The following is a 19014-nucleotide window of genomic DNA, read 5'->3' as shown; positions in this document are numbered from 1 at the left end:
AGCTTGCCGGCAACTATTTTGCGCATTGGTCTGTTGTCCTATCCATCATTCATGATCAATCCAGCGCGCGGCCGGTCGCTCGGTTAAATCCCGACAACCAGTGCACCGCCACTGAGACCCGCCCCCGCGGCTGCCAGCAGGATTTTCTCGCCCTGCCGAAACGGCTCCGTCTGATGGGCCAGCGACAGCGAGAGCGGGATCGTTGCGGCGGAAGAATTGCCGTAGTCGGCGATCGTCTTGACGATTGCATGATCTGCTATGCCGAGGTTCCTCCCGACCGCATCGAAAATGCGGGCATTGGCCTGATGCGGCACGAACCGGTCAATGCCTTGCGGCCGCATTCGGGCAGCCGTGAGCGCGTCCTGCGAGCAGGCAGTCATCATGTCCACGGCCTTGGCGAACACTTCACGGCCATCGGTGATCGTCATGCGGGTCTGATCGAGGTCGAGGTCGGCGTCGAACGGCGTGTTGCTTCCTCCGGCGGGAATCTGGATCAGCCCGTAGCGCGAGCCGTCCGAATCCACCGAGGCGCCGAGAATGCCCCGATCCGCGTCCTCGCACGGACCAATCACCATCGCGCCGGCGGCATCGGCAAACAGCACGGCGCTGGCGCGCTCGGCCGGATTGATGCGACGGCTGAGGATATTGGCGGCGATGACAAGTGCCGCTTTGCCGTGCAGGCGGGTGAAGCCGTCCGCGAACATCAGCGCATAGATGAAGCCGGCACAGGCGCCGGTCAGGTCGACCGCGCCGGCGCGGCTAAGTCCCAGCCGATGTGCGACCAGCGGCGCGCTGGGCGGTAGAAGGTGATCGGGCGTCGAGGTGGCAAGCAACAAAAGACCGATGTCGCTACGGTCGATGCCGGCATTCGCCAGCGCCATGTCGCCGGCATGCGCGGCAAGGCCAGACAGCGTGTCTTCGTCTGTAGCCCAGAAGCGCGAGCGAATTCCGGTACGCCGTTCGATCCAGCCAGGTTCGAGCCCGAGACGGTTTTCGATTTCCGGGTTCTCGACCTTTCGCCCGGGCGCATGGTGGCCAAACCCGAGAATGCGCGACGATCTGCTCATGGCCTCGAACCGAAGCGTTCGCCGGCTTCTTCGATCGCGTCATAGAGTCCGTCCAACTCCTCGCCGGTGATGCAATAGGGCGGGAGAAGATAGAGGACATTGCCGAGCGGACGCACGAGCAGGCCGCGCTCAAGGAAGAAAGCGCGCAGCTTCGGCCCGATCTCGGCCAAATAGCCGACTGTGCCGGTGCGCAAATCGAGGGCTGCGATCGTGCCGGTCACCCGGCTGTCGGTGAAATAGGGATTGTCGTGAAACCGCCGAACCCCGGCCGCCTGCATCGCACTCAAGGCCGCGATCCGCTCGGCCACCGGTTCGTCGCTCCATATCTCGACATTGGCGAGTGCGGCCGCGCAGGCAATCGGATTGGCTGTGTAGGAACTCGAGTGGAAGAAGGTCTTCTTCCGGTCCGTCGAATAGTGAGCCTGGAAGATGGCATCGGTGGCAAGCGTGGCGGCAAGCGGGATGGCGCCGCCGGTCAGGCCTTTCGAGGTGCATAGGATATCGGGAGAAATCGACGCCTGCTCGCAGGCAAACATGGTTCCAGTGCGCCCCCAGCCGGTCATCACCTCATCGGCGATCAGCAGCGTGCCGGAGGCCTCAGTGATTTTCTTCAATTCGGACAGAACCCAGGCCGGATACATCAGCATGCCGCCGGCGCCAAGCACCAGCGGCTCGACGATCAGCGCGGCGGCGCGCCCGTCGCGGCTGATGGCCTCGAACCGATCCAGTGTCTCCTGTTCCCGTCCGGCGGCCGGGAAAGGGATGGTGTCGACCTCGAACAGAAAAGGCTCGTAGGCGGCGTTGAACACGCTACGGGCGCCGACGCTCATCGTGCCGATCGTGTCGCCATGATAGCTGTGCTCCATGGCGACGATGCGCGAACGCGAAGCGCCGATGTTGCGGAAATAGCCGAGCGCCATCTTCAGCGCGACTTCGACGGAGGTCGAGCCGCTGTCGGAATAGAACACCCAGTCGAGTCCGGGCGGAGCGAGGCCGGCAAGCGCCCTCGCCAGACGTTCGGCTGGCTGGTGCGTGAAGCCGGCGAAGATGATCTGGTCGAGAGCCGATGTGGTCGTCTCGATCGCCTTCATGATGCGGGGATGGCGGTGGCCATGGGTGACGACCCACCAGGAGGAAATCGCGTCCAGGATGCGAGAGCCGTCGGCCCTTTGGAGATAGGCGCCTTCAGTCAGTACGATTTCAGGGATTGCGGGCTCAAGCGCGTGCTGGGTGAACGGATGCCAGACTCGAGACTGCGACATCATTCACCTCCGGTAATCAAAGCGAGGTCCAAGCCGGCGATCATCGCGTCTCTCAGCGCTTCACCCGTCAGCGGATCAAGGTGCGGCAGCCTGCCGAGCTGTGGCACGCCGCTGAATTCCACGATTGTCCTTTGCGTATCGGCTACCTCCTCGCCGATGAAGGCGATGCCGATGATTGGGATGGAGCGGGCTCGCAGGGCCTCGATCGACAACAGGGTGTGGTTGATCGTGCCGAGTGTGGTGCGGGCGCACAAAATGACCGGCAGCCGCCATTGCGCGAATATGTCAATGAACCTTGTCTGTCGATTGAGCGGCACCATCAGCCCGCCGGCACCCTCGATGATGAGCGGCCCCAGCACGGCGGGAACCGACAGGTCAGCCGCGTCGATCGAGACGCCGTCGATCTCTGCCGAACGATGCGGCGAAAGCGGGCTCTTCAAGCGATAGGCTTCCGGCAGCACGCGCCCTGACGGCAGGCCGGCAAGATGCGCAACCACCTCGCTGTCGGTCTCGTCGTGGAGGCCCGATTGCACCGGCTTCCAGTAGAAGCCGTCGAGCAGGCCGGCGAGCCCGGCCGAAAATACCGTCTTGCCAATTCCGGTGTCTGTTCCGGTGACGACGATGGGCTTGGTCATGCCGTGGCCAAAACCTCGACGAGCGCCTCGACCATTGCGGAAATGTCGGCTTCGTCGACGTTGAGCGTCAGCGAAATGCGCAAGCGCGACGTGCCCTCGGGCACCGTCGGCGGACGAATGCCGCGGATATCGAAGCCACGGGCCTGCAGTGCCGCCGCCAACGTCATGGTGCGCCTAACGTTGCCGATGACGAACGGCTGGATCTGCGATCCGCTGGGTGTCACACCGCAGCGCTCAGCCAACTGGCGGCCCGCGAAAGCGACACGATCATGCAACTGAACACGGCGCATCGGCTCGTCGGACAGCATGGCGAGCGCTTCGCGCGCCGCGACTGCCATCAGCGGCGACGGTGCGGTAGCGTAGATGAAGGGCCGGCATCGGTTGACGAGATAGTCGCACAGCGTTCTCGGTCCGGTGACCAGCGCGCCGGACGCGCCGAGCGCCTTGCCGCATGTGTGGAGCGCGACGATGTTGGCGCGGCCCTCGAAAGCGGCGGCAAGGCCGCGCCCATCCGGTCCCCAGACGCCGGTGGCATGTGCTTCGTCGACGACGATGAATGCCTCGTGCCGATCGGCAAGTGTGACCAGGCTCTCCATCGGCGCGCGGTCGCCATCCATGCTATAGAGGCTTTCGACCGCGATCCAGACGCATCCCATGCCGCCTTCGGCGCGCCAGCGCGAAATCGCACCCTCGACAGCATTGACGTCGTTGTGCGCGACCACGATGGACTGGGCGCGGCCGGCCTGGGCACCCTCATGCATGCTGGCATGAGCGAGTTCGTCGAGCACCAGAAAGTCGCCCTTCTGCGGCAGGGCGGTCAGCAGAGCGAAGTTGGCAATGTAGCCGCCGCCGAAGAACAGCGCGCGTTCGGCTCCGAAGAACGCTGCCGCGTCCGTCTCCAGGGCCTCATGCTCCGGCGCGTTGCCGCGCAGCAGCCGCGACCCGGTGGCGCCAACCGGCGTGCCCCGTGCGATGGCAGCCGCAACCGCCTCGCCAAGTCTTTTGGAGGCGGCAAGCCCGAGATAGTCGTTCGACGAGAAGTCGAGCCCGGCGCGCGGCGCAAGCGTCCGCAGCCGGTCCTTGCGCGCCAGTCCCTGCAAGGTCGCGTCATAGCGGGCGAGGGGTGCCCCGTTCATTGCGCCTCGAGTTCCATAGGCTCGATGCCGAGACGCCGGAACAAGAGGGTATCCTTGTCCTCGCCGGGATTGTCCGCCGTCAGCAGTGTGTCGCCGACGAAGATCGAATTGGCGCCGGCAAAGAAGCACAGCGCCTGCATCTCGTCGGTCATGGCGGTGCGGCCGGCGGAAAGACGCACGTGCGATTTGGGCATCATGATGCGCGCCAGCGCGATCACGCGCACGAATTCGATCGGCTCGATGGGCTTGGCTTCGGCAAGCGGGGTGCCGGCGATCGGGATCAGCATGTTGATCGGAACGCTTTCCGGATGTTCCGGCAGATTGGCCAGCGTGACCAGCATGTCTATCCGGTCCACCGGCTCTTCGCCCATGCCAACAATGCCGCCGCAGCAGACCTTGATGCCGGATTGGCGAACCTGCTCGAGCGTATCGAGCCGGTCCGCAAAGCTGCGCGTGCTGATGATCTCGCTGTAGTAGCGCTCCGACGTATCGAGGTTGTGGTTGTAGTAGTCGAGGCCGGCCTGTTTCAGTCGAGCTGCCTGCTCAATGTCGAGCATGCCGAGGGTCATGCAGGTCTCCATACCGAGCGACTTGACGCCTTCGACCATCGCCACGACCGCATCCATGTCACGAGGCTTGGGGTTTCGCCAGGCCGCGCCCATGCAATAACGCGTGGCGCCGGCATCACGCGCTTTGGTCGCTTCGGCGATGACGCGCTTGACCTCCATCAGCTTCGACGCCTTCAACCCGGTTTCGTGATGCGCCGACTGGCTGCAATAGCCGCAATCCTCCGGGCAGCCGCCTGTCTTGATGCTGAGAAGCCGGCTCAGCTGGACCTTGTTCGGATCGAAATTCTGGCGGTGAACGGTTTGCGCAAGGAAAAGCAGATTGTTGAAAGGTGCATCGTGAAGTGCGCGAGCCTTCTCCAAGGTCCACACCCCGCCATCAGCGCATTGCGCCCGTGGCATCGTCTTAGTCGGATTGGTGTCGTGCATGTCCGTCCTGTTCTCAGTTCTTGGCTTGCCGTATCTTCGTCGTCCGATTCAGGCCGGTTGAATGTGCATCGATCCTGACCGTTTGCTCGTGGGTTATCAGGGCGCCCGATAATCAAGTCCGATATCGAGGATCGGCGCGCTGTGGGTCAACCAGCCGATGGAGATAAGATCGATACCGGTGGCCGCGATGGCTGGCGCTGTTGAGGCGGTAATCCGGCCCGATGCTTCGGTGATCGCCCGGCCCGCAACCATTAGCACCGCTTGGCGAAGCTCATCCACCGCCATGTTGTCGAGCAGGACTGCGTCAGGGGTAAGCGCAAGGGTTTCTTCCAACTGGGCAAGCGTATCCACCTCGACCTCGATCTTGACGAGGTGGCCAACGCTCACTCGCGCCCGCTCGATTGCCGTGCGAATTCCGCCGGCAATGGCGATGTGGTTGTCCTTGATCAGGATGGCGTCGTCGAGACCGAAGCGGTGATTGGCGCCACCACCGGCGCGCACGGCGTATTTTTCGACAGCCCGCAACCCGGGTGTTGTCTTGCGGGTGCAGACGATCTTCGCCTTATGCCCGCTTATCGCTTTGGCGATCGAAGCGGTCGCCGTGGCAATGCCACTCAGATGACATAAGAAATTGAGCGCCGTCCGTTCCGCCGTGAGAATGGCCCGGGCCGGACCGCTCACCGATGCAATTGTCTCCCCTTGCGCAACTTCGCTGCCGTCTGCTCGGTTCACCTCCATCTTGATATTCTGGTCGATCAGCCTGAAAGCGAGCATCGCCAGATCGAGTCCGGCGACGATGCCTTGCTGCCGCGCCGCAAGCACGGTCGTTGCGTGGCTTTCCCTTGGTACGATGGCATCCGTAGTTACATCACCGGCCCTGCCGAGGTCTTCGAGAAGGGCTGCCCTTACCAGAGGCTCGAGCATGATTGCGGGAAGTGGCGCGAGCTTCATCAGGTGACGCCTTCCAGCACTGGCGATTGTGCTAGTTCCCGCGCTTCCGCGAAGGCAGCTTCGAGGGTAATCTCGGAGCGCCGGGCGACAGCGGCGTGATCAGGAAAGTCCGTCCGGTAGTGCGCACCACGGCTTTCCCGGCGTCGCAAGGCGGAAACCACGATCATCAGCCCGACCGCCGCCGGATCCGATGCCGCCTCCTTGCTTTCGGCGAGCGGCAGCAAGGCATGTGCGGCTGCTTTCAAGCCTTCACCATCCCGCACGATGCCGAGTGCGCGCGACAGGAAAGGACGCACGGGTACCGGATCGGGCGATGGGTAATTGCCGGCAAACGCAGGCTTTGTCCTGCGAGCGGGAGTTCCGGCCACGCTTTCAGCGACCCAGCGTGCGCACACCACGGCCTCGGTCAAGGAATTGCTGGCGAGCCTGTTGGCGCCATGCAGTCCGGTCGAGGCGACTTCGCCGCAGGCCCAAAGCCCCTTGACGGAGGTTCTACCGCAGCCGTCAACGGCGACGCCGCCCATATGATAGTGCTGGGCAGGACGAATGGGAATGAGATCGCGCAAGGGATTGATGCCGATTCCATGGCAGGCAGATACTATTGTCGGGAAGAGTCGCGGAAATTCCGGGCCAGGCCGTTGCCGCGCGTCGAGAAAAACACGGTGGCCGTTCGCAAGATGGTTCCAGACGGCGCGCGCCAAGACATCGCGGGGCGCAAGTTCCGCCCCTGGCACGCCCTGTAGAAAGGGCTGGCCGGTTTCATCGATCAGGGCAGCACCTTCGCCGCGAACAGCCTCGCTGATCAGCGTCATGGGACGGTCCGGTCCGTCAAGCGCGGTCGGGTGGAACTGGATGAACTCCAGGTCGGAAAAGACAGCTCCCGCGCGAGCCGCAAGCGCCAGGCCCTGTCCGCAACTGCCCGAGGGATTGGTGGTGTCGAGAAACAATCCACCGATCCCACCGGTGGCGAGGACAACCCGCCGTGAGCCGAAAAACACCGGTCCTATCGAACAGCTCGCCCAGACGCCTCGGATCGCATTCTCTCGCACCGCCAGCCGGCGCGCTTCCACGCCCTCCACGACAACAATCGACGGAGTGGAACGCACGGCCGCGATCAGGGCACGCATGATCTCACGCCCGGTGCCGTCACCATGCGCATGAACGATTCGACGTCGGTTGTGCGCGGCCTCCAATCCAAGGCGCAGTGACCCTTTGAGCGTACGGTCGAAGGGGACCCCAAAGCCGGCAAGCCCCTCGATCGCACTGGACGCGTCCTGGAGGATGCGGCTTGCCATGTCCTTGTCGCAGAGCCCGTCCCCGGCCGCAATTGTGTCGGCAAGATGCAGCGCCGGATCATCGTCATCACCGAGGCTCGCGGCCAGACCGCCCTGTGCCCAGGTGCTCGATGTGTCAGCTCCGAGTAGCGTCCTGGACAGAAGAAGCACCGGCTCAGGCGCCAGATGAAGCGCAGTCATCAGCCCGGCAATGCCGCCGCCGATGATAATGGGCCGCCCGAAGAAGCTGCGGACATCGGCGCTCAAATTGCCAGCATCCGCTCGACGGCAAGCCGCGCGCGCCCGGCGATCTCGGGTTCGATGGTTACGACATGGCGGTTCTGCTCCAGCGCGGCGCGGATGTTGGCGAGCGTTATCCGCTTCATATGCGGGCAGAGATTGCAGGGCCGGATGAACTCGACGTCGGGATGCCCCACCGCGATATTGTCGCTCATCGAGCATTCCGTCATCAGCACGACGCGAGGCGGCTTTTGGCTTCCGACATAGTCGGACATGGCGGCGGTCGAACCGGAAAAATCGGCTTCGGCGACCACCTCAGGCGGGCATTCGGGATGCGCCAGCACCGTCACACCGGGATGGTCCTCGCGCAACTGGCGGATGTCGGCCGGCGTGAAGCGCTCATGGACCTCGCAATGCCCTTTCCAGGCGATGATCTGGACGTCGGTCTGGGCTGCGATGTTCTGAGCCAGATACTCGTCCGGCAGCATGATCACCCGAGGAACACCCAGGGATTCCACGACGGCTTTCGCGTTACCAGAGGTACAGCAGATATCGGACTCGGCCTTCACTTCGACCGATGTGTTGACATAGGTGACGACCGGCACCCCTGGATAGCGCTGCCGTAACAGGCGCACGTCCTCGGCGGTAATGGAGTCCGCCAGGGAACAGCCTGCGCGCAAGTCAGGGATGAGCACGGTCTTTTGCGGGTTGAGCAGCTTCGCCGTCTCGGCCATGAAATGCACGCCGGCGAGCACAATAACATCGGCTTCGGCTGACATCGCCTTGCGCGCAAGCGCCAGGCTGTCGCCGGCGATGTCGGCGACACAGTGGAAGATCTCCGGCGTCTGGTAGTTGTGCGCCAGGATGACGGCGTTGCGCTCCCGCTTCAGCGCCAGAATTGCCTCGATGTCGTCCAGAAAGGTCGGCCATTCGATCGGGGGGATGACGCGCCGAACGCGGTCGTACAGGGACGCGCCCGAAGGCAGGACGGCGCTCATCGAGCCTCCAGTTATAGTCTACATGATTATAAGTTCTATATATTCGTTGTGACTATAAGCAATGTCAAGCCCGGGTGAGCGGCAACTTTGTCCCGGCCACAGGCCTCTCGTCGAGAATGGCGTGGCGGAAGCGATAGAGCTGCGCCGGCCGGCCCCCGGTTTCGGCGGTCGTCTCCCCAGTCTTCTCAACCAGCTCCTGTTGCTCGATGAGCCGTCGAAAGTTCGGCTTGTTGATGAGCCTGCCGGAGAGCGCCTCCACGGTTCGCTGCAGCTGCAAAAGTGTGAAAACCGGCGGCATCAGCTCGAAGACGACGGGCCGGTATTTGATCTTGGAGCGCAGCCGCGCGATACTGGTCGCCACGATGCGGCGGTGATCGGCGACCATGAACTTGCCGGCCACCAGCGGAGGCGGCGTCGCGTCCCGTCTGCTTCCGGCCTCTTGGACCAGGCCTGCTTCGTAGACCAACTCATAGCGTTGAAGCGTGAGTTCCTCGTTCCAATGGCGGTCGTCGAAGCCGAAGGCGATCGCCGCCCGCTGCCGGCGTTCGCGTCGCGTGGCGGCGTCGCTGGCGCCGTCTGCCCATTCAATCAGGCGCGGTCGCAGAACATCCAGCACCACCGGCGGCGTGCCGGAGCGGTGGTCCTCCCATGGAAAATATTCATACCAACTTTGCCAGCCACACTTGGGCGAGCCCGCGGCCTGTTCCTTGCGGGTCAATGCGAGATAGCTGATGGAGATGACGCGCTGCTGGCGCGCGGCGCCGATGCGGTCCCGATCGGCGAAGGTGTAGAGTTGCTCAATGTACCCCAGCGGATGGCCGGTCTGCTGCTCGACCCACCCCCTCAAACCGGATTGCGGCGATCGGTGCTCAAGCGCAAATGGTCCAGAGGGCAGGGTGTCCGCCTGCCCGATGGTGAGGACACAGGGTTCACTGTCGTTTACGGCGACGACGACGGCGATCAGGTCCACTTTGACTTCGTCAGCCTTGACGGCGCCTCTGTCTTTCCTGGTTCCTGCTGCCTGATGGTCCATGTTCGCGAAAATGGTTAGCCCAGTCTCGGGCGCCTGAATCGATTTAATGTAAGCATGGCCGTCCGCACGTCAACACCGCACAGCTGCACGGCCCTTTTTAGCTCTTCGCACTTGCACAAAAATGTGCCAAACGCGACACCCGCCGTGGGTAACGCAAGGGAAGGAGGCATGGGGTGAGCGCAGCTGATGATACAAAGACTATTACACCGCCGGATATTCGCTTGCGGGAGGGCCAGACTCCACTCGTATGCCTGACGGCATATACCACGCCGATCGCGAAGCTGGTTGATCGACACTGCGACATCGTTCTCGTCGGCGACAGCGTAGGCATGGTGCTGCACGGCCTGTCCTCGACGCTGGGAGTCACCCTCGACATGATGATCATGCACGGCAAGGCAGTGCGGCGGGCTCGAGCGAGCCCTCCTGGTCGTCGACCTGCCGTTCGGCTCGTACGAGGAGGGGCCGGAGCAGGCGTTCCGCAACGCTGCGCGCCTGGTGGCAGAGGCCGGTTGTGCAGCGGTGAAGCTCGAGGGCGGTGAGAACATGGCAGCAACCATCCGCTTCCTGACGGCCCGCGGCGTTCCGGTGATGGCCCATGTCGGGCTGACGCCGCAGGCGGTGAACACATTCGGCGGCTATCGTGTGCAGGGGCTGGGAGACGATGCGGAGCGGATCAGGCGCGACGCCGGTGCGGTCACGGAGGCCGGCGCTTTTTCAGTGGTGCTGGAGAAAGTGCCCGAGCCGCTTGCACGGGCCATCACTGCGGAGATCGCCATCCCAACAATCGGCATCGGCGCCTCGCCAGCCTGCGACGGCCAGATTCTGGTGGTCGACGACGTTCTGGGCATGTTCACCGAGTTTCGGCCGAAATTCGTCAAGCGCTATGCCGAACTAGGCTCAGAGGCCGAGGCGGCGATCGGCGCTTACGCCGACGATGTGAGGGAACGGCGCTTTCCGGCGGCCGAACATGTCTACGCCACAGCGTCGAAGGCCGGAGACGTCGCATGAGCGTGCCGATCGTTCGAACCGTTGCCGAGCTTCGCACTGTTGTTGCAGGATGGCGCCGCTCGGGCTCAAGTGTCGCAGTGGTGCCGACCATGGGGGCCTTGCATGAAGGACATCTGAGCCTCGTGCGTGCAGCGCTTCAGAAGGCTAATCGGGTCATCGTGACGCTGTTCGTCAACCCCAAGCAGTTTAACAGTGCCGCCGACCTTGCCGCCTATCCCCGGACGGAAAACCAAGATGCTGCAAAGCTCGCGCCGCTGGGCGCACACCTGCTCTATGTGCCGGATGCCGAGGAGATGTACCCTGCGGGCTTCGCTACGACCGTTTCGGTGGCCGCTATCGTCGAGGGCCTGTGCGGCGCGTTCCGGCCGGGCCATTTCGATGGCGTGGCGACCGTCGTTGCCAAGCTCTTCTTGCAAACCGGCGCTGATTTCGCCTTTTTCGGCGAAAAGGATTTCCAGCAGCTTCGGCTTGTCATGCGCCTGGTCCAGGATCTGGATATTCCAATCGCCCTCGTTCACTGTCCGACAGTCCGCGAAGCCGATGGTCTCGCTCTATCGTCGCGCAACGCCCGGCTCTCGCCAGCCGAGCGCGCGATTGCCCCGAAGCTACCGTCGGTCCTGCTCGAGACGGCTGATCGGCTTGCGCGCGGCGATCCCCTCCTGGCAACGCTTGCTGAGGCGCGCGCGGCAATTTTGTCGGCAGGCTACCGCGAGGTCGAATACCTGGAGCTTCGCGGCGCGGCAGATCTGCAACCGATGACAAGCGTTGACCGACCGGCACGCTTGCTTGTCGCCGCTTGGCTCGGCGACACACGACTCATCGACAACGTCACAACATCACCGATTGGTTCAACGAATTAACGAGGTTCTCGGCGTTGGGTCACGATCCGCAAGCAGTAGTAGGAAAGCCATGGCGGCGATGAAGGCGGCGCACTTGTTGCATCAATCCCCGGTCATTTAACCAAGGTCTCTGTCTGGCATCGACCAACATCCACGGAGGTTATGCAAAGCGCAGATGCATCGCGTGTTTGAAGACTTCGTCGAGCAACTCTATGCAAGCGTTGATGCCGCCGATCTCAGTGAGGCATTGGCGTCCGCCGCCGCCGGCTTCGACTTTCCGCTCTTCGCCTATTTTACCTACCCGTCGGTCCCCGGCGATGCGCCGCGCTTGATCTCAAACTATCCTTCGCGCTGGACATCACGTTATCTGCAGCAGCGATACCACAGCCTTGATCCGGTCATCCTGCGCGGGCTGCAAGGCTGGGATACTTTTGATTGGGGCGTGGATCGCGGTCGCCAGTGTTTGCCGAGGTCGCAGCAACAAATTCTGGAGAGCGCAGCTCAGTTTGGCATCCGCGGCGGATTGACGATGTCCATGCATGATCATCGTGGCCGATTTGCTGCACTGACCTTTGCTTCCGACGAATCCCATCCGCCGCTTTTACGGTCACTGACACGTTATGAAAAAGCATTGCAGCTGGTGGCGATCAACTTTCACATCCATGTCCGGCGCAGGCTCGCCGACGATCGCGTGGTCGATGGCGTAACGCTCACCCCACGAGAGTTCGAATGCCTGAAATGGACGGCGCGCGGCAAGTCGGCCTGGGACGTCAGCCAGATCCTCGGCGTCTCGAAGCGCACGGTGACCTTCCATCTGGAAAACGCCAAGGCAAAGCTTGGCGTGCGAACGGTCAACCAGGCCGTCGCGCGGCTGGCTGCGTCCGGTCAGGCGAGATCGTGATCCTTCCGCCAAGATAGCTGTAAACGTCTACAGGCTGCATCACCGTCAGCTTTGCCCTTCGATGGCGGGAACACATCCCGCACGGAGGCGACCATGATGCAGCTGATAACACCGGACCTTTACGGCGAGTTCGCAAGCGAGCTCAAAGAGATGCACGGGCTCAGATACCGGGTGTTCAAGGAAAGGCTCGATTGGGAAGTTCAGACCGAGGACGAAATAGAGACCGACGCATTTGATGGCTTCAAGCCTGTCTATCTGCTTTTCAAGGGATCCGATTGGCGCATTCGCGGTTGCGTCCGTCTTTTGCCCAGCACCGGACCCACTATGTTGCGCGACACGTTCCCGGTGCTGCTGGGTGCTGACGTTGTACCCTCGACTGCCGACATATGGGAGAGCAGTCGTTTCGCGCTCGATCTCCCTCCGTCAGCGCCCAAGGCAGCGGGCGGGCTGGCCCAGGCAACCTACGAGCTCTTCGCCGGCATGATCGAGTTCGGCTTGGCCAACGATCTCACCCGGATAGTAACGGTGACCGATACGCGCATGGAACGGATCCTTCGCCTCGCAACGTGGCCATTGTCGCGCATCGGCCAGCCGATGCCCGTCGGCAAAACGGAGGCGGTGGCCGGGTTTCTCGAGATTTCCCACGCGAGCCTTTTGCGCATCCGCAGCAGGGGACGTCTGCGCGGACCGGTACTGTGGCAACCGGTTCTAGCCCCGTCGGCATAGCGCTATTGTGGACACCTGAGCCGTGACGGATGCTGGTCTGCCCAAGGATGCGACGGTCGGTCGTGTATGCTGGCCGGACTGGCGTCGTCACGAAGCTTACCACTACGCCAGACGATTGCCGCGCACTGCCTGGGCATGGGAATTTCTTCGGCGCAATCCGCAATTCCAGCGCGACCACGCCGAGATTGCACCGCCCGCCTGCATTGTCAGAACACGCGCCGATACGAAGATAATCGAGCTGACGACAGGATCATCTTTCCTCAGGCAATGGAGCCTTCTTTTTCGCGGACGCGCCACAATCGGACGCCACGTCGGCAAGGGTCTTTTGGGATCCGCGCGACTGCGCCCGTATTCTACGAGCGGCCGCGGAGCCGGTTGGGCTCGACCACGATTTTGAACCGCTTGATCTTTCTTCGCTCTCATGCGGCAAGGACATCCTGCTGACACCTGCCGGCGTGCAGCATGTGCTGCTGAGGGAGGACTGTCGGAGTCTGCAGATCGCCGTTTCCGGTGCCTCCGTTCTCCGCCCGTTGCGGCTATACGTCGACGCAATCGTGCCGCCGCGGCACCTGAAGTTCCATGTCGCTGCCCTTCAGTTCCTGAATGACATTAATGGTTGCGGCCGCCTGGCAGCTGCTTGCTTTCCGCCGGAACCCCGCGGAGGGCGTCTGCGTATCGTGCTCCAGGCTCTGGATGGCTCGCTTGCCGGAGCATCCCATAAGGAGATCGCCATTGCCCTGTTCGGGAGACGGCGTGTCGAAGAAGATTGGTCTCATCCAGGCAGCCATCTTCGCGATCAGGTGCGTCGCGCCATCCAACGTGGCCGCTACCTGTTGGGCGGCGGCTACAGACAGTTCCTGGTGTAATTGTGGCGACAGCTTAGTAATTGGCTTATTCGAAAACGCGCAGACTGCATCTGCCATGACGGGCTTATTGTGCATTGCACAAAACCCGACCCGCAGTTAGTTCTTCCGCTGCGGGAATCGGGTTTGGGTAATACGGCCGAAGCACCGAGAACCAACGCTTCGTTGATAGTGCATTACCCCGAGGACCCTGATGACCGTTACGAACCCCAACAAAGCCGGCGCTGCAAGCCTTGACGCGATCGCGCGAAACGGCAGCATGCTGCATCGCATCGCTGTGCGTATCCCGACCTATCTCTCGGATATTCGCGAGAATCCGGCATGGCTGCCGATGTTCATGTTGGCGCGCACCATGCCGGCACGGAGAATGCACTGGCGTGGTGCAAAGCCGGTCCGAACATCGCAAAGAGCCCAGGACACGATGTTTGCTGGCGTCAATCGCCACGACATTGTCGACGCGCTACGGTCGGATGGGCTTTTTTCCGGCCTCGTCCTGCCAACAATGCTCTCTGAAGATGTAGCCGCATTCGCCAGGTGCACACCTTGCTTCGGCAATTTCGACCGCCGCCTCGAATTCATGCCGACGGAGCATGCGGAGGCTGAGGCCCGGTTCGGCCGTCCCTTGCTCAGCGGTCACTATTTCGAGCGCATTCTCGGCTGCAAGGCGGCACTCGCCATCCAAAACGATCCGCTGCTCATGGATATCGCCGCGCACTATCTCGGCGGCCAGGCGAAGCTGATCACCACGCGTGTGTGGTGGAGTTTCCCGACCGGCCAGGCCTCCGACTCCGACAAGAACCTGGCTTCGCTTGGCAAATACCACTTCGACCTCGACGACTGGCGGATGCTGAAGTTCTTCTTCTACCTGGTGCCGGTCGACGAGGGCACCGGCCCCCATGTCTATGTCCGAGGCAGCCATAAACGCCGCGCCCTCAAGCACCAGCTTACGCTTCTCGTCGGCCATCCCGCGCAAGAGGTTCTGGACGTCTACGGCGAGCAGAGCCCAGTCACGCTGACCGGCGAGGCCGGTCTCGGTTTCGTCGAGGATCCGTTCGGCTTCCATATGGGTACCGTCCCGGCGCACAGGCCACGGCTGATGATGGAAGTCGGCTTCGGCGTTTCTCCTCTATCGCGCCGCCGCTTCCATGGCGAGCCTGTGATCCGCTGATTTCGAAAAGTCCCGAAACAGCCTTTCCCAGACCGTAAGCCTTGTAAGGCAAGATAAGGCTACGCCGCCATTCCAGTCTGTTCGGCGCTCAAAGCGGTTGTCTGCACATCCGTTGGACTGGCTGGCGCTATGGGTCTTGCCATGGCGCCAGCCAGGCAACCATCCGGTCAGGGCCGCGTTGGCTGATTTCGGGCGATTGGACGCTGGCGCACCCTTCGAGATTGTCGTGTATCGCCCGATGGTCAGCGCACCCGTTTGCACGACAGCGGCCTGAGCATTGTCACGGGGCGCGTATAAGACCGGCGAGTCGTCGTTGATCGATATCGTCGAAGTGCTGCTTCGGCGTGAGACAGGCGACACGTCCGACGGCGTGATTCTCCACCAGGTCTCTTGGAACGAGATCCTTCTCGATCGGGGGGACACACGAGTCTTTATCGCCGACCAAATCCTCGGCCGCCAAAGCCTGGGCGCTCTATATCTCGATTTCTTTCCGAGGCGGCAGACTCGCATTCAACGTCAATACCGCCGAAGGAACACCTAGCTTTGTTGTTCATGGTGTGGCTCTCCTGGCGATGCCGCCCGGCCGCGCCTCTCTCTCGCCGAGGCCGTGCTCGGAGCCGCGGAGCTCGATCATCGGCTCGCCTGGCCTGGAGGCTCTCAATCAACAGCGAGCCTCTGTTGGCACAATTCCGGCGCGACCGATTGAGCTGGTTTCCGGGCAGGGCGATCAATGCCCCTCGAGCAGGACCGCCGCGGTCAAAAATAGCAGCTTCGGTCGCTCCGGCCCCTGAGCCGTTTATGCCGGTCGTTTAGTGAAGCTTGCAGATGGGAGCAAGATTCGGGTTTTGTGGCCAAGAACCCAAAGCAGAACGCATGCTTCGTGCGCCTTGAAGCTAATTCCTGTAACGAGAGGAGATGCCTTGATCCACGTCAGGCATCTCCTCTGCAGCATCTTGTATGGTTCCATCGTTCGCGAGACGAACTCCCGGGCGCACCGATGAAACGGTCGTCCTCACGCCGGCGCTTTGTGGGACCCCGCCGCAGAGCGGGTTGCCGACGGGGGTGACCAGGCACCCCGGCTGAGGGGGTGGATGCCGCCTACGTCACAACGACTTCCTGCCTCGGCTTTCTCGAAATGTGCTGGCGCGAGTCCAATGAATTTCGATGTCGTATTCGGCGGACGAGTGCGGTGATTCTACGATGAGGAGACAGCTTGTATGGAGACAGGGATGGTGGACGAGTACAAACTGCGGCTCAATAAATTAAGGCGCTTAATCGAACACAAGGAGTTTGATGCTGCGTTGATAACCTCCACAGACAGCGTCTTTTATCTCACCGGTTTCCGCTATCAGCCATTCGAACGCCCGTTTTTCCTCGTTGTCCGCCCCGAGGGCGATCTCGTCATTGTGACGCCCCGGCTCGAGGCCGAGAACATCGCCACGATCCCGCTGGAGCATCGCACTTTGGAATACGCCGAGTACCCGGCGCGCGAGGGCGAAACCTATCTCGATGCGCTTGCAGAGGTGATTGGGGGGCATGATGTGATCGCAGTGGAGCCTTCCATGCCTGCGGCACTCCTGCAAGCGCTCGATCATTTTTCGCCGATGGTCGAGCCGCTGGTGGAGCGCTTACGATTGGTCAAGTCGCCCTACGAGATCAGCCGGATCGAACGGGCTGCGCATTTCTCTGATCTCGGCCTGCGGATGATATTGGATGCGGCGCGGATCGGCGCCTCCATTCAGGGCGGCTATGACCGGATCCCGGAGCTTCGCAAGGCCATCGTCGAGGGCGAGGGAAAATTCGACCAGTACACCAGCTCGATCTGGCTCGGCGTCTGGGCGGCACCCTTCAGCGCCCAGCCGCATCGCTTTCCGGAACCGACGGACATATTTGGCGAAGGTCCCAATGTCGGCTTGTCGTTTCTTCGGGCGAACGGCTATTCGGCGGAAACCGAGCGCACCTTCTTCCTGCACCGCCCCTCGGCCGAGCAAGCCGCTGTCTTCGCTATGACGCTCGCGGCCTGCAACATCGCCTACGACATACTTCGGCCCGGCGTTAGCGCCCATGAAGTCGATCACAAGGTCATGTCCTTCCTACGTTCCGAAGGATTCGGCGGAAAACTGCTGCATCGGACCGGCCACGGTATCGGCATGGGCGGGCACGAAGGACCCTGGCTTGCCGAGGGAAGCGACGACATCCTGCAAGAGAACATGGTGATCAGTGTCGAACCGGGCATCTACTTTCGCGGCCAAGGTGGCTACCGTCATTCCGACACCGTTTTGATCACGGCGGACGGCTACCGAAAGCTGACCGATTTCCCATCTGACCTGGAATCGTTGACTCTCGTCTGAGCGGGCCCGTCCCAATCAGCCAGGCGGGAAAAGATGAAACATATAATGCCAGCCTGAAGGGGCTTGATGACTATAGCCGCAATCACGCGACTGACGCAGCGCGGTTACGCCCAAGCGAATACGCCGCGAACGACGGCGCGCATCCGGCGCAGCTGATCCGAGCGGAGCAGGGAGCACAACGATCGCGCTAGGAGCGCAACTTGGAGCCTATGTAGCAACGCGGCCGGTCGACTTCCGCCATTTTGCGGAGCGCCAGACTGTACGGGAGCCGCAGCGGCAATCGCTTGCCGACCGCGTTTGAGTTCGATCACTCGGCACAATCAGCCGGCCGGGAATACGAACTCGGGCATAGCCAAAGCACGATGTCGACCATCTAGATGCCGTTCCGAGCCACCTAAGCCAAAGAGGTTGCCGTCGACAGACTGCCAGCCGCTGCCAGGCTGTGTGTACACCCAGAGCGGCGTCCAATACCCGACCGTCGGCCCTCTTTCGATGAAGGGCACGCGCCAGCGGCGAGTGCAGAAATCCGAACAAACACGCCGTGAGAGGTCCTGCGCGTTTCGCGGCCGCTATTCGGCACGGAGCTTGCGGCGGCGTTGGTGCAGCGTTCGACCGGAGCGCCGCGATGGGAGAGGCCCGGAAAGGGAGGAACCCACCTCTGTACGCGCAGGGAGACAAGTATGTTGAACCGGCCAATCCGCAGCGCGAGTCCCGCGCCCCGCCTGGCCTTCTACGCCAAGCCTTACGTGCAGGTGCTTGCCGCCATCGCCCTCGGCATCGTACTCGGCCATTTCTATCCGGAACTCGGCGAGAGCGTGAAGCCGCTGGGTGATGCCTTCATCAAGCTCGTCAAGATGATCATCGCGCCTGTCATCTTCCTGACAATTGCGACCGGCATCGCCGGCATGAACGATCTTCAGAAGGTCGGCCGGGTTGCCGGCAAGGCGATGGTCTATTTCCTCACCTTCTCGACGCTGGCGCTTATCGTCGGCCTTGTCGTCGCCAATGTCGTTCAGCCTGGCGCCGGCCTCAACATCGATCCGGCCTCGCTCGATGTCCAGGCCGTGAATACCTATGCCGCCAAGGCTCACGAGCAGTCCGTCACCGGCTTCGTGATGAACATCATCCCGTCAACGATTGTCGGTGCCTTCGCGCAAGGCGACATCCTGCAGGTCCTGTTCTTCTCGGTTCTGTTCGGCATCGCTCTGGCCATGGTCGGAGAGACGGGCAAGCCTGTCGTTTCCTTCCTTCAGGCGCTCACCGCCCCCATTTTCAAGCTCGTCAGTCTTTTGATGAAGGCCGCGCCGATCGGCGCTTTCGGCGCAATGGCCTTCACGACCGGCAAATATGGCATCGGGTCGATCGTCAACCTCGCGATGCTGGTCGGGACGTTCTATTTCACCGCCTTCCTCTTCGTGTTCGGCGTTCTCGGCGCGGTCTGCCGTTACAACGGCTTCTCGATCTTTTCTCTCATTCGCTACATCAAGGAGGAGCTGCTGCTTGTCCTGGCAACGTCCTCCTCGGAGGCCGCGCTGCCCTCGCTCATGGAGAAGATGGAGAAGGCCGG

Annotated in this window: 18 protein-coding genes and 1 pseudogene; 10 read left to right on the top strand and 9 right to left on the bottom strand. The window is 62.2% G+C overall.

What is annotated here, in order from left to right; translation table 11 throughout:
• Window positions 1-83: 83 nt before the first annotated feature.
• From IQ26_RS32805 to IQ26_RS32765, 9 genes are all read right to left on the bottom strand, one after another.
• On the bottom strand, window positions 84-1067 hold the full coding sequence (locus tag IQ26_RS32805) for a beta-ketoacyl-ACP synthase III (RefSeq protein WP_145722523.1): 984 nt from the start codon (window positions 1065-1067) through the stop codon (window positions 84-86).
• Window positions 1064-2329 (bottom strand): adenosylmethionine--8-amino-7-oxononanoate transaminase, encoded by a 1266-nt coding sequence (locus tag IQ26_RS32800; RefSeq protein WP_145722522.1) that lies wholly within the window; start codon window positions 2327-2329, stop codon window positions 1064-1066. Before IQ26_RS32800 ends, IQ26_RS32805 begins: the two co-directional genes overlap by 4 nt.
• The gene (bioD, locus tag IQ26_RS32795) at window positions 2329-2964 is read right to left on the bottom strand and encodes a dethiobiotin synthase (RefSeq protein ID WP_145722521.1); all 636 of its coding nucleotides are present in this window, start codon (window positions 2962-2964) and stop codon (window positions 2329-2331) included. Before bioD ends, IQ26_RS32800 begins: the two co-directional genes overlap by 1 nt.
• Window positions 2961-4100, bottom strand: coding sequence for an 8-amino-7-oxononanoate synthase (locus tag IQ26_RS32790; protein WP_145722520.1), 1140 nt, complete (start codon window positions 4098-4100; stop codon window positions 2961-2963). Before IQ26_RS32790 ends, bioD begins: the two co-directional genes overlap by 4 nt.
• Window positions 4097-5095: a biotin synthase BioB gene (gene bioB, locus IQ26_RS32785; RefSeq protein ID WP_145722519.1), complete on the bottom strand. Its 999-nt coding sequence runs from the start codon at window positions 5093-5095 to the stop codon at window positions 4097-4099. Before bioB ends, IQ26_RS32790 begins: the two co-directional genes overlap by 4 nt.
• 96 nt (window positions 5096-5191) lie before the next feature.
• Window positions 5192-6046, bottom strand: a complete 855-nt coding sequence (gene nadC, locus IQ26_RS32780; protein ID WP_145722518.1) for a carboxylating nicotinate-nucleotide diphosphorylase — start codon at window positions 6044-6046, stop codon at window positions 5192-5194.
• On the bottom strand, window positions 6046-7587 hold the full coding sequence (locus tag IQ26_RS32775) for an L-aspartate oxidase (RefSeq protein WP_145722517.1): 1542 nt from the start codon (window positions 7585-7587) through the stop codon (window positions 6046-6048). Before IQ26_RS32775 ends, nadC begins: the two co-directional genes overlap by 1 nt.
• Window positions 7584-8558: a quinolinate synthase NadA gene (nadA, locus tag IQ26_RS32770; RefSeq protein ID WP_145722516.1), complete on the bottom strand. Its 975-nt coding sequence runs from the start codon at window positions 8556-8558 to the stop codon at window positions 7584-7586. Before nadA ends, IQ26_RS32775 begins: the two co-directional genes overlap by 4 nt.
• Window positions 8559-8622: 64 nt before the next feature.
• A complete protein-coding gene (locus IQ26_RS32765; RefSeq protein ID WP_145722515.1) occupies window positions 8623-9591 on the bottom strand; it encodes an NUDIX hydrolase in 969 nt (322 codons plus the stop codon).
• A gap of 173 nt (window positions 9592-9764) precedes the next feature.
• On the opposite strand from IQ26_RS32765, the pseudogene panB reads away from it, so the two are divergent.
• The 10 genes and pseudogenes from panB to IQ26_RS32720 all read left to right on the top strand — a co-directional run.
• Window positions 9765-10599 (top strand): annotated as a pseudogene (panB, locus tag IQ26_RS32760) (3-methyl-2-oxobutanoate hydroxymethyltransferase).
• Window positions 10596-11459, top strand: coding sequence for a pantoate--beta-alanine ligase (gene panC, locus IQ26_RS32755; protein WP_145722514.1), 864 nt, complete (start codon window positions 10596-10598; stop codon window positions 11457-11459). Before panB ends, panC begins: the two are co-directional and overlap by 4 nt.
• A gap of 154 nt (window positions 11460-11613) precedes the next feature.
• Window positions 11614-12339: a LuxR family transcriptional regulator gene (locus tag IQ26_RS32750; RefSeq protein ID WP_145722513.1), complete on the top strand. Its 726-nt coding sequence runs from the start codon at window positions 11614-11616 to the stop codon at window positions 12337-12339.
• Between the two features lie 93 nt (window positions 12340-12432).
• Window positions 12433-13065, top strand: coding sequence for an acyl-homoserine-lactone synthase (locus tag IQ26_RS32745; RefSeq protein WP_145722512.1), 633 nt, complete (start codon window positions 12433-12435; stop codon window positions 13063-13065).
• Window positions 13066-13087: 22 nt separating this feature from the next.
• Complete coding sequence (locus tag IQ26_RS41685; protein WP_407660231.1) at window positions 13088-13462, top strand: transcriptional regulator domain-containing protein; 375 nt, start codon at window positions 13088-13090, stop codon at window positions 13460-13462.
• Between the two features lie 58 nt (window positions 13463-13520).
• Entirely contained in the window at window positions 13521-13931 is a 411-nt protein-coding gene (locus IQ26_RS32740) for a DUF2285 domain-containing protein (RefSeq protein ID WP_145722511.1), read from the top strand.
• Between the two features lie 190 nt (window positions 13932-14121).
• The gene (locus tag IQ26_RS32735) at window positions 14122-15096 is read left to right on the top strand and encodes a hypothetical protein (RefSeq protein ID WP_145722510.1); all 975 of its coding nucleotides are present in this window, start codon (window positions 14122-14124) and stop codon (window positions 15094-15096) included.
• Between the two features lie 313 nt (window positions 15097-15409).
• The gene (locus IQ26_RS32730; protein ID WP_145722509.1) at window positions 15410-15637 is read left to right on the top strand and encodes a hypothetical protein; all 228 of its coding nucleotides are present in this window, start codon (window positions 15410-15412) and stop codon (window positions 15635-15637) included.
• A gap of 676 nt (window positions 15638-16313) precedes the next feature.
• On the top strand, window positions 16314-17447 hold the full coding sequence (locus IQ26_RS32725; RefSeq protein WP_145722508.1) for a M24 family metallopeptidase: 1134 nt from the start codon (window positions 16314-16316) through the stop codon (window positions 17445-17447).
• Window positions 17448-18127: 680 nt separating this feature from the next.
• Window positions 18128-19014, top strand: an 887-nt coding sequence (locus tag IQ26_RS32720; RefSeq protein ID WP_145722507.1) for a cation:dicarboxylate symporter family transporter, incomplete at its 3' end; no start/stop codon positions are given.

Origin of the sequence: Mesorhizobium tianshanense (assembly GCF_007830515.1) — a bacterium.
Taxonomy (GTDB): Bacteria; Pseudomonadota; Alphaproteobacteria; order Rhizobiales; family Rhizobiaceae; genus Mesorhizobium; species Mesorhizobium tianshanense.
Note: the sequence above shows the minus strand (reverse complement) of the source record. Positions and strands in the feature narration are given on the sequence as shown.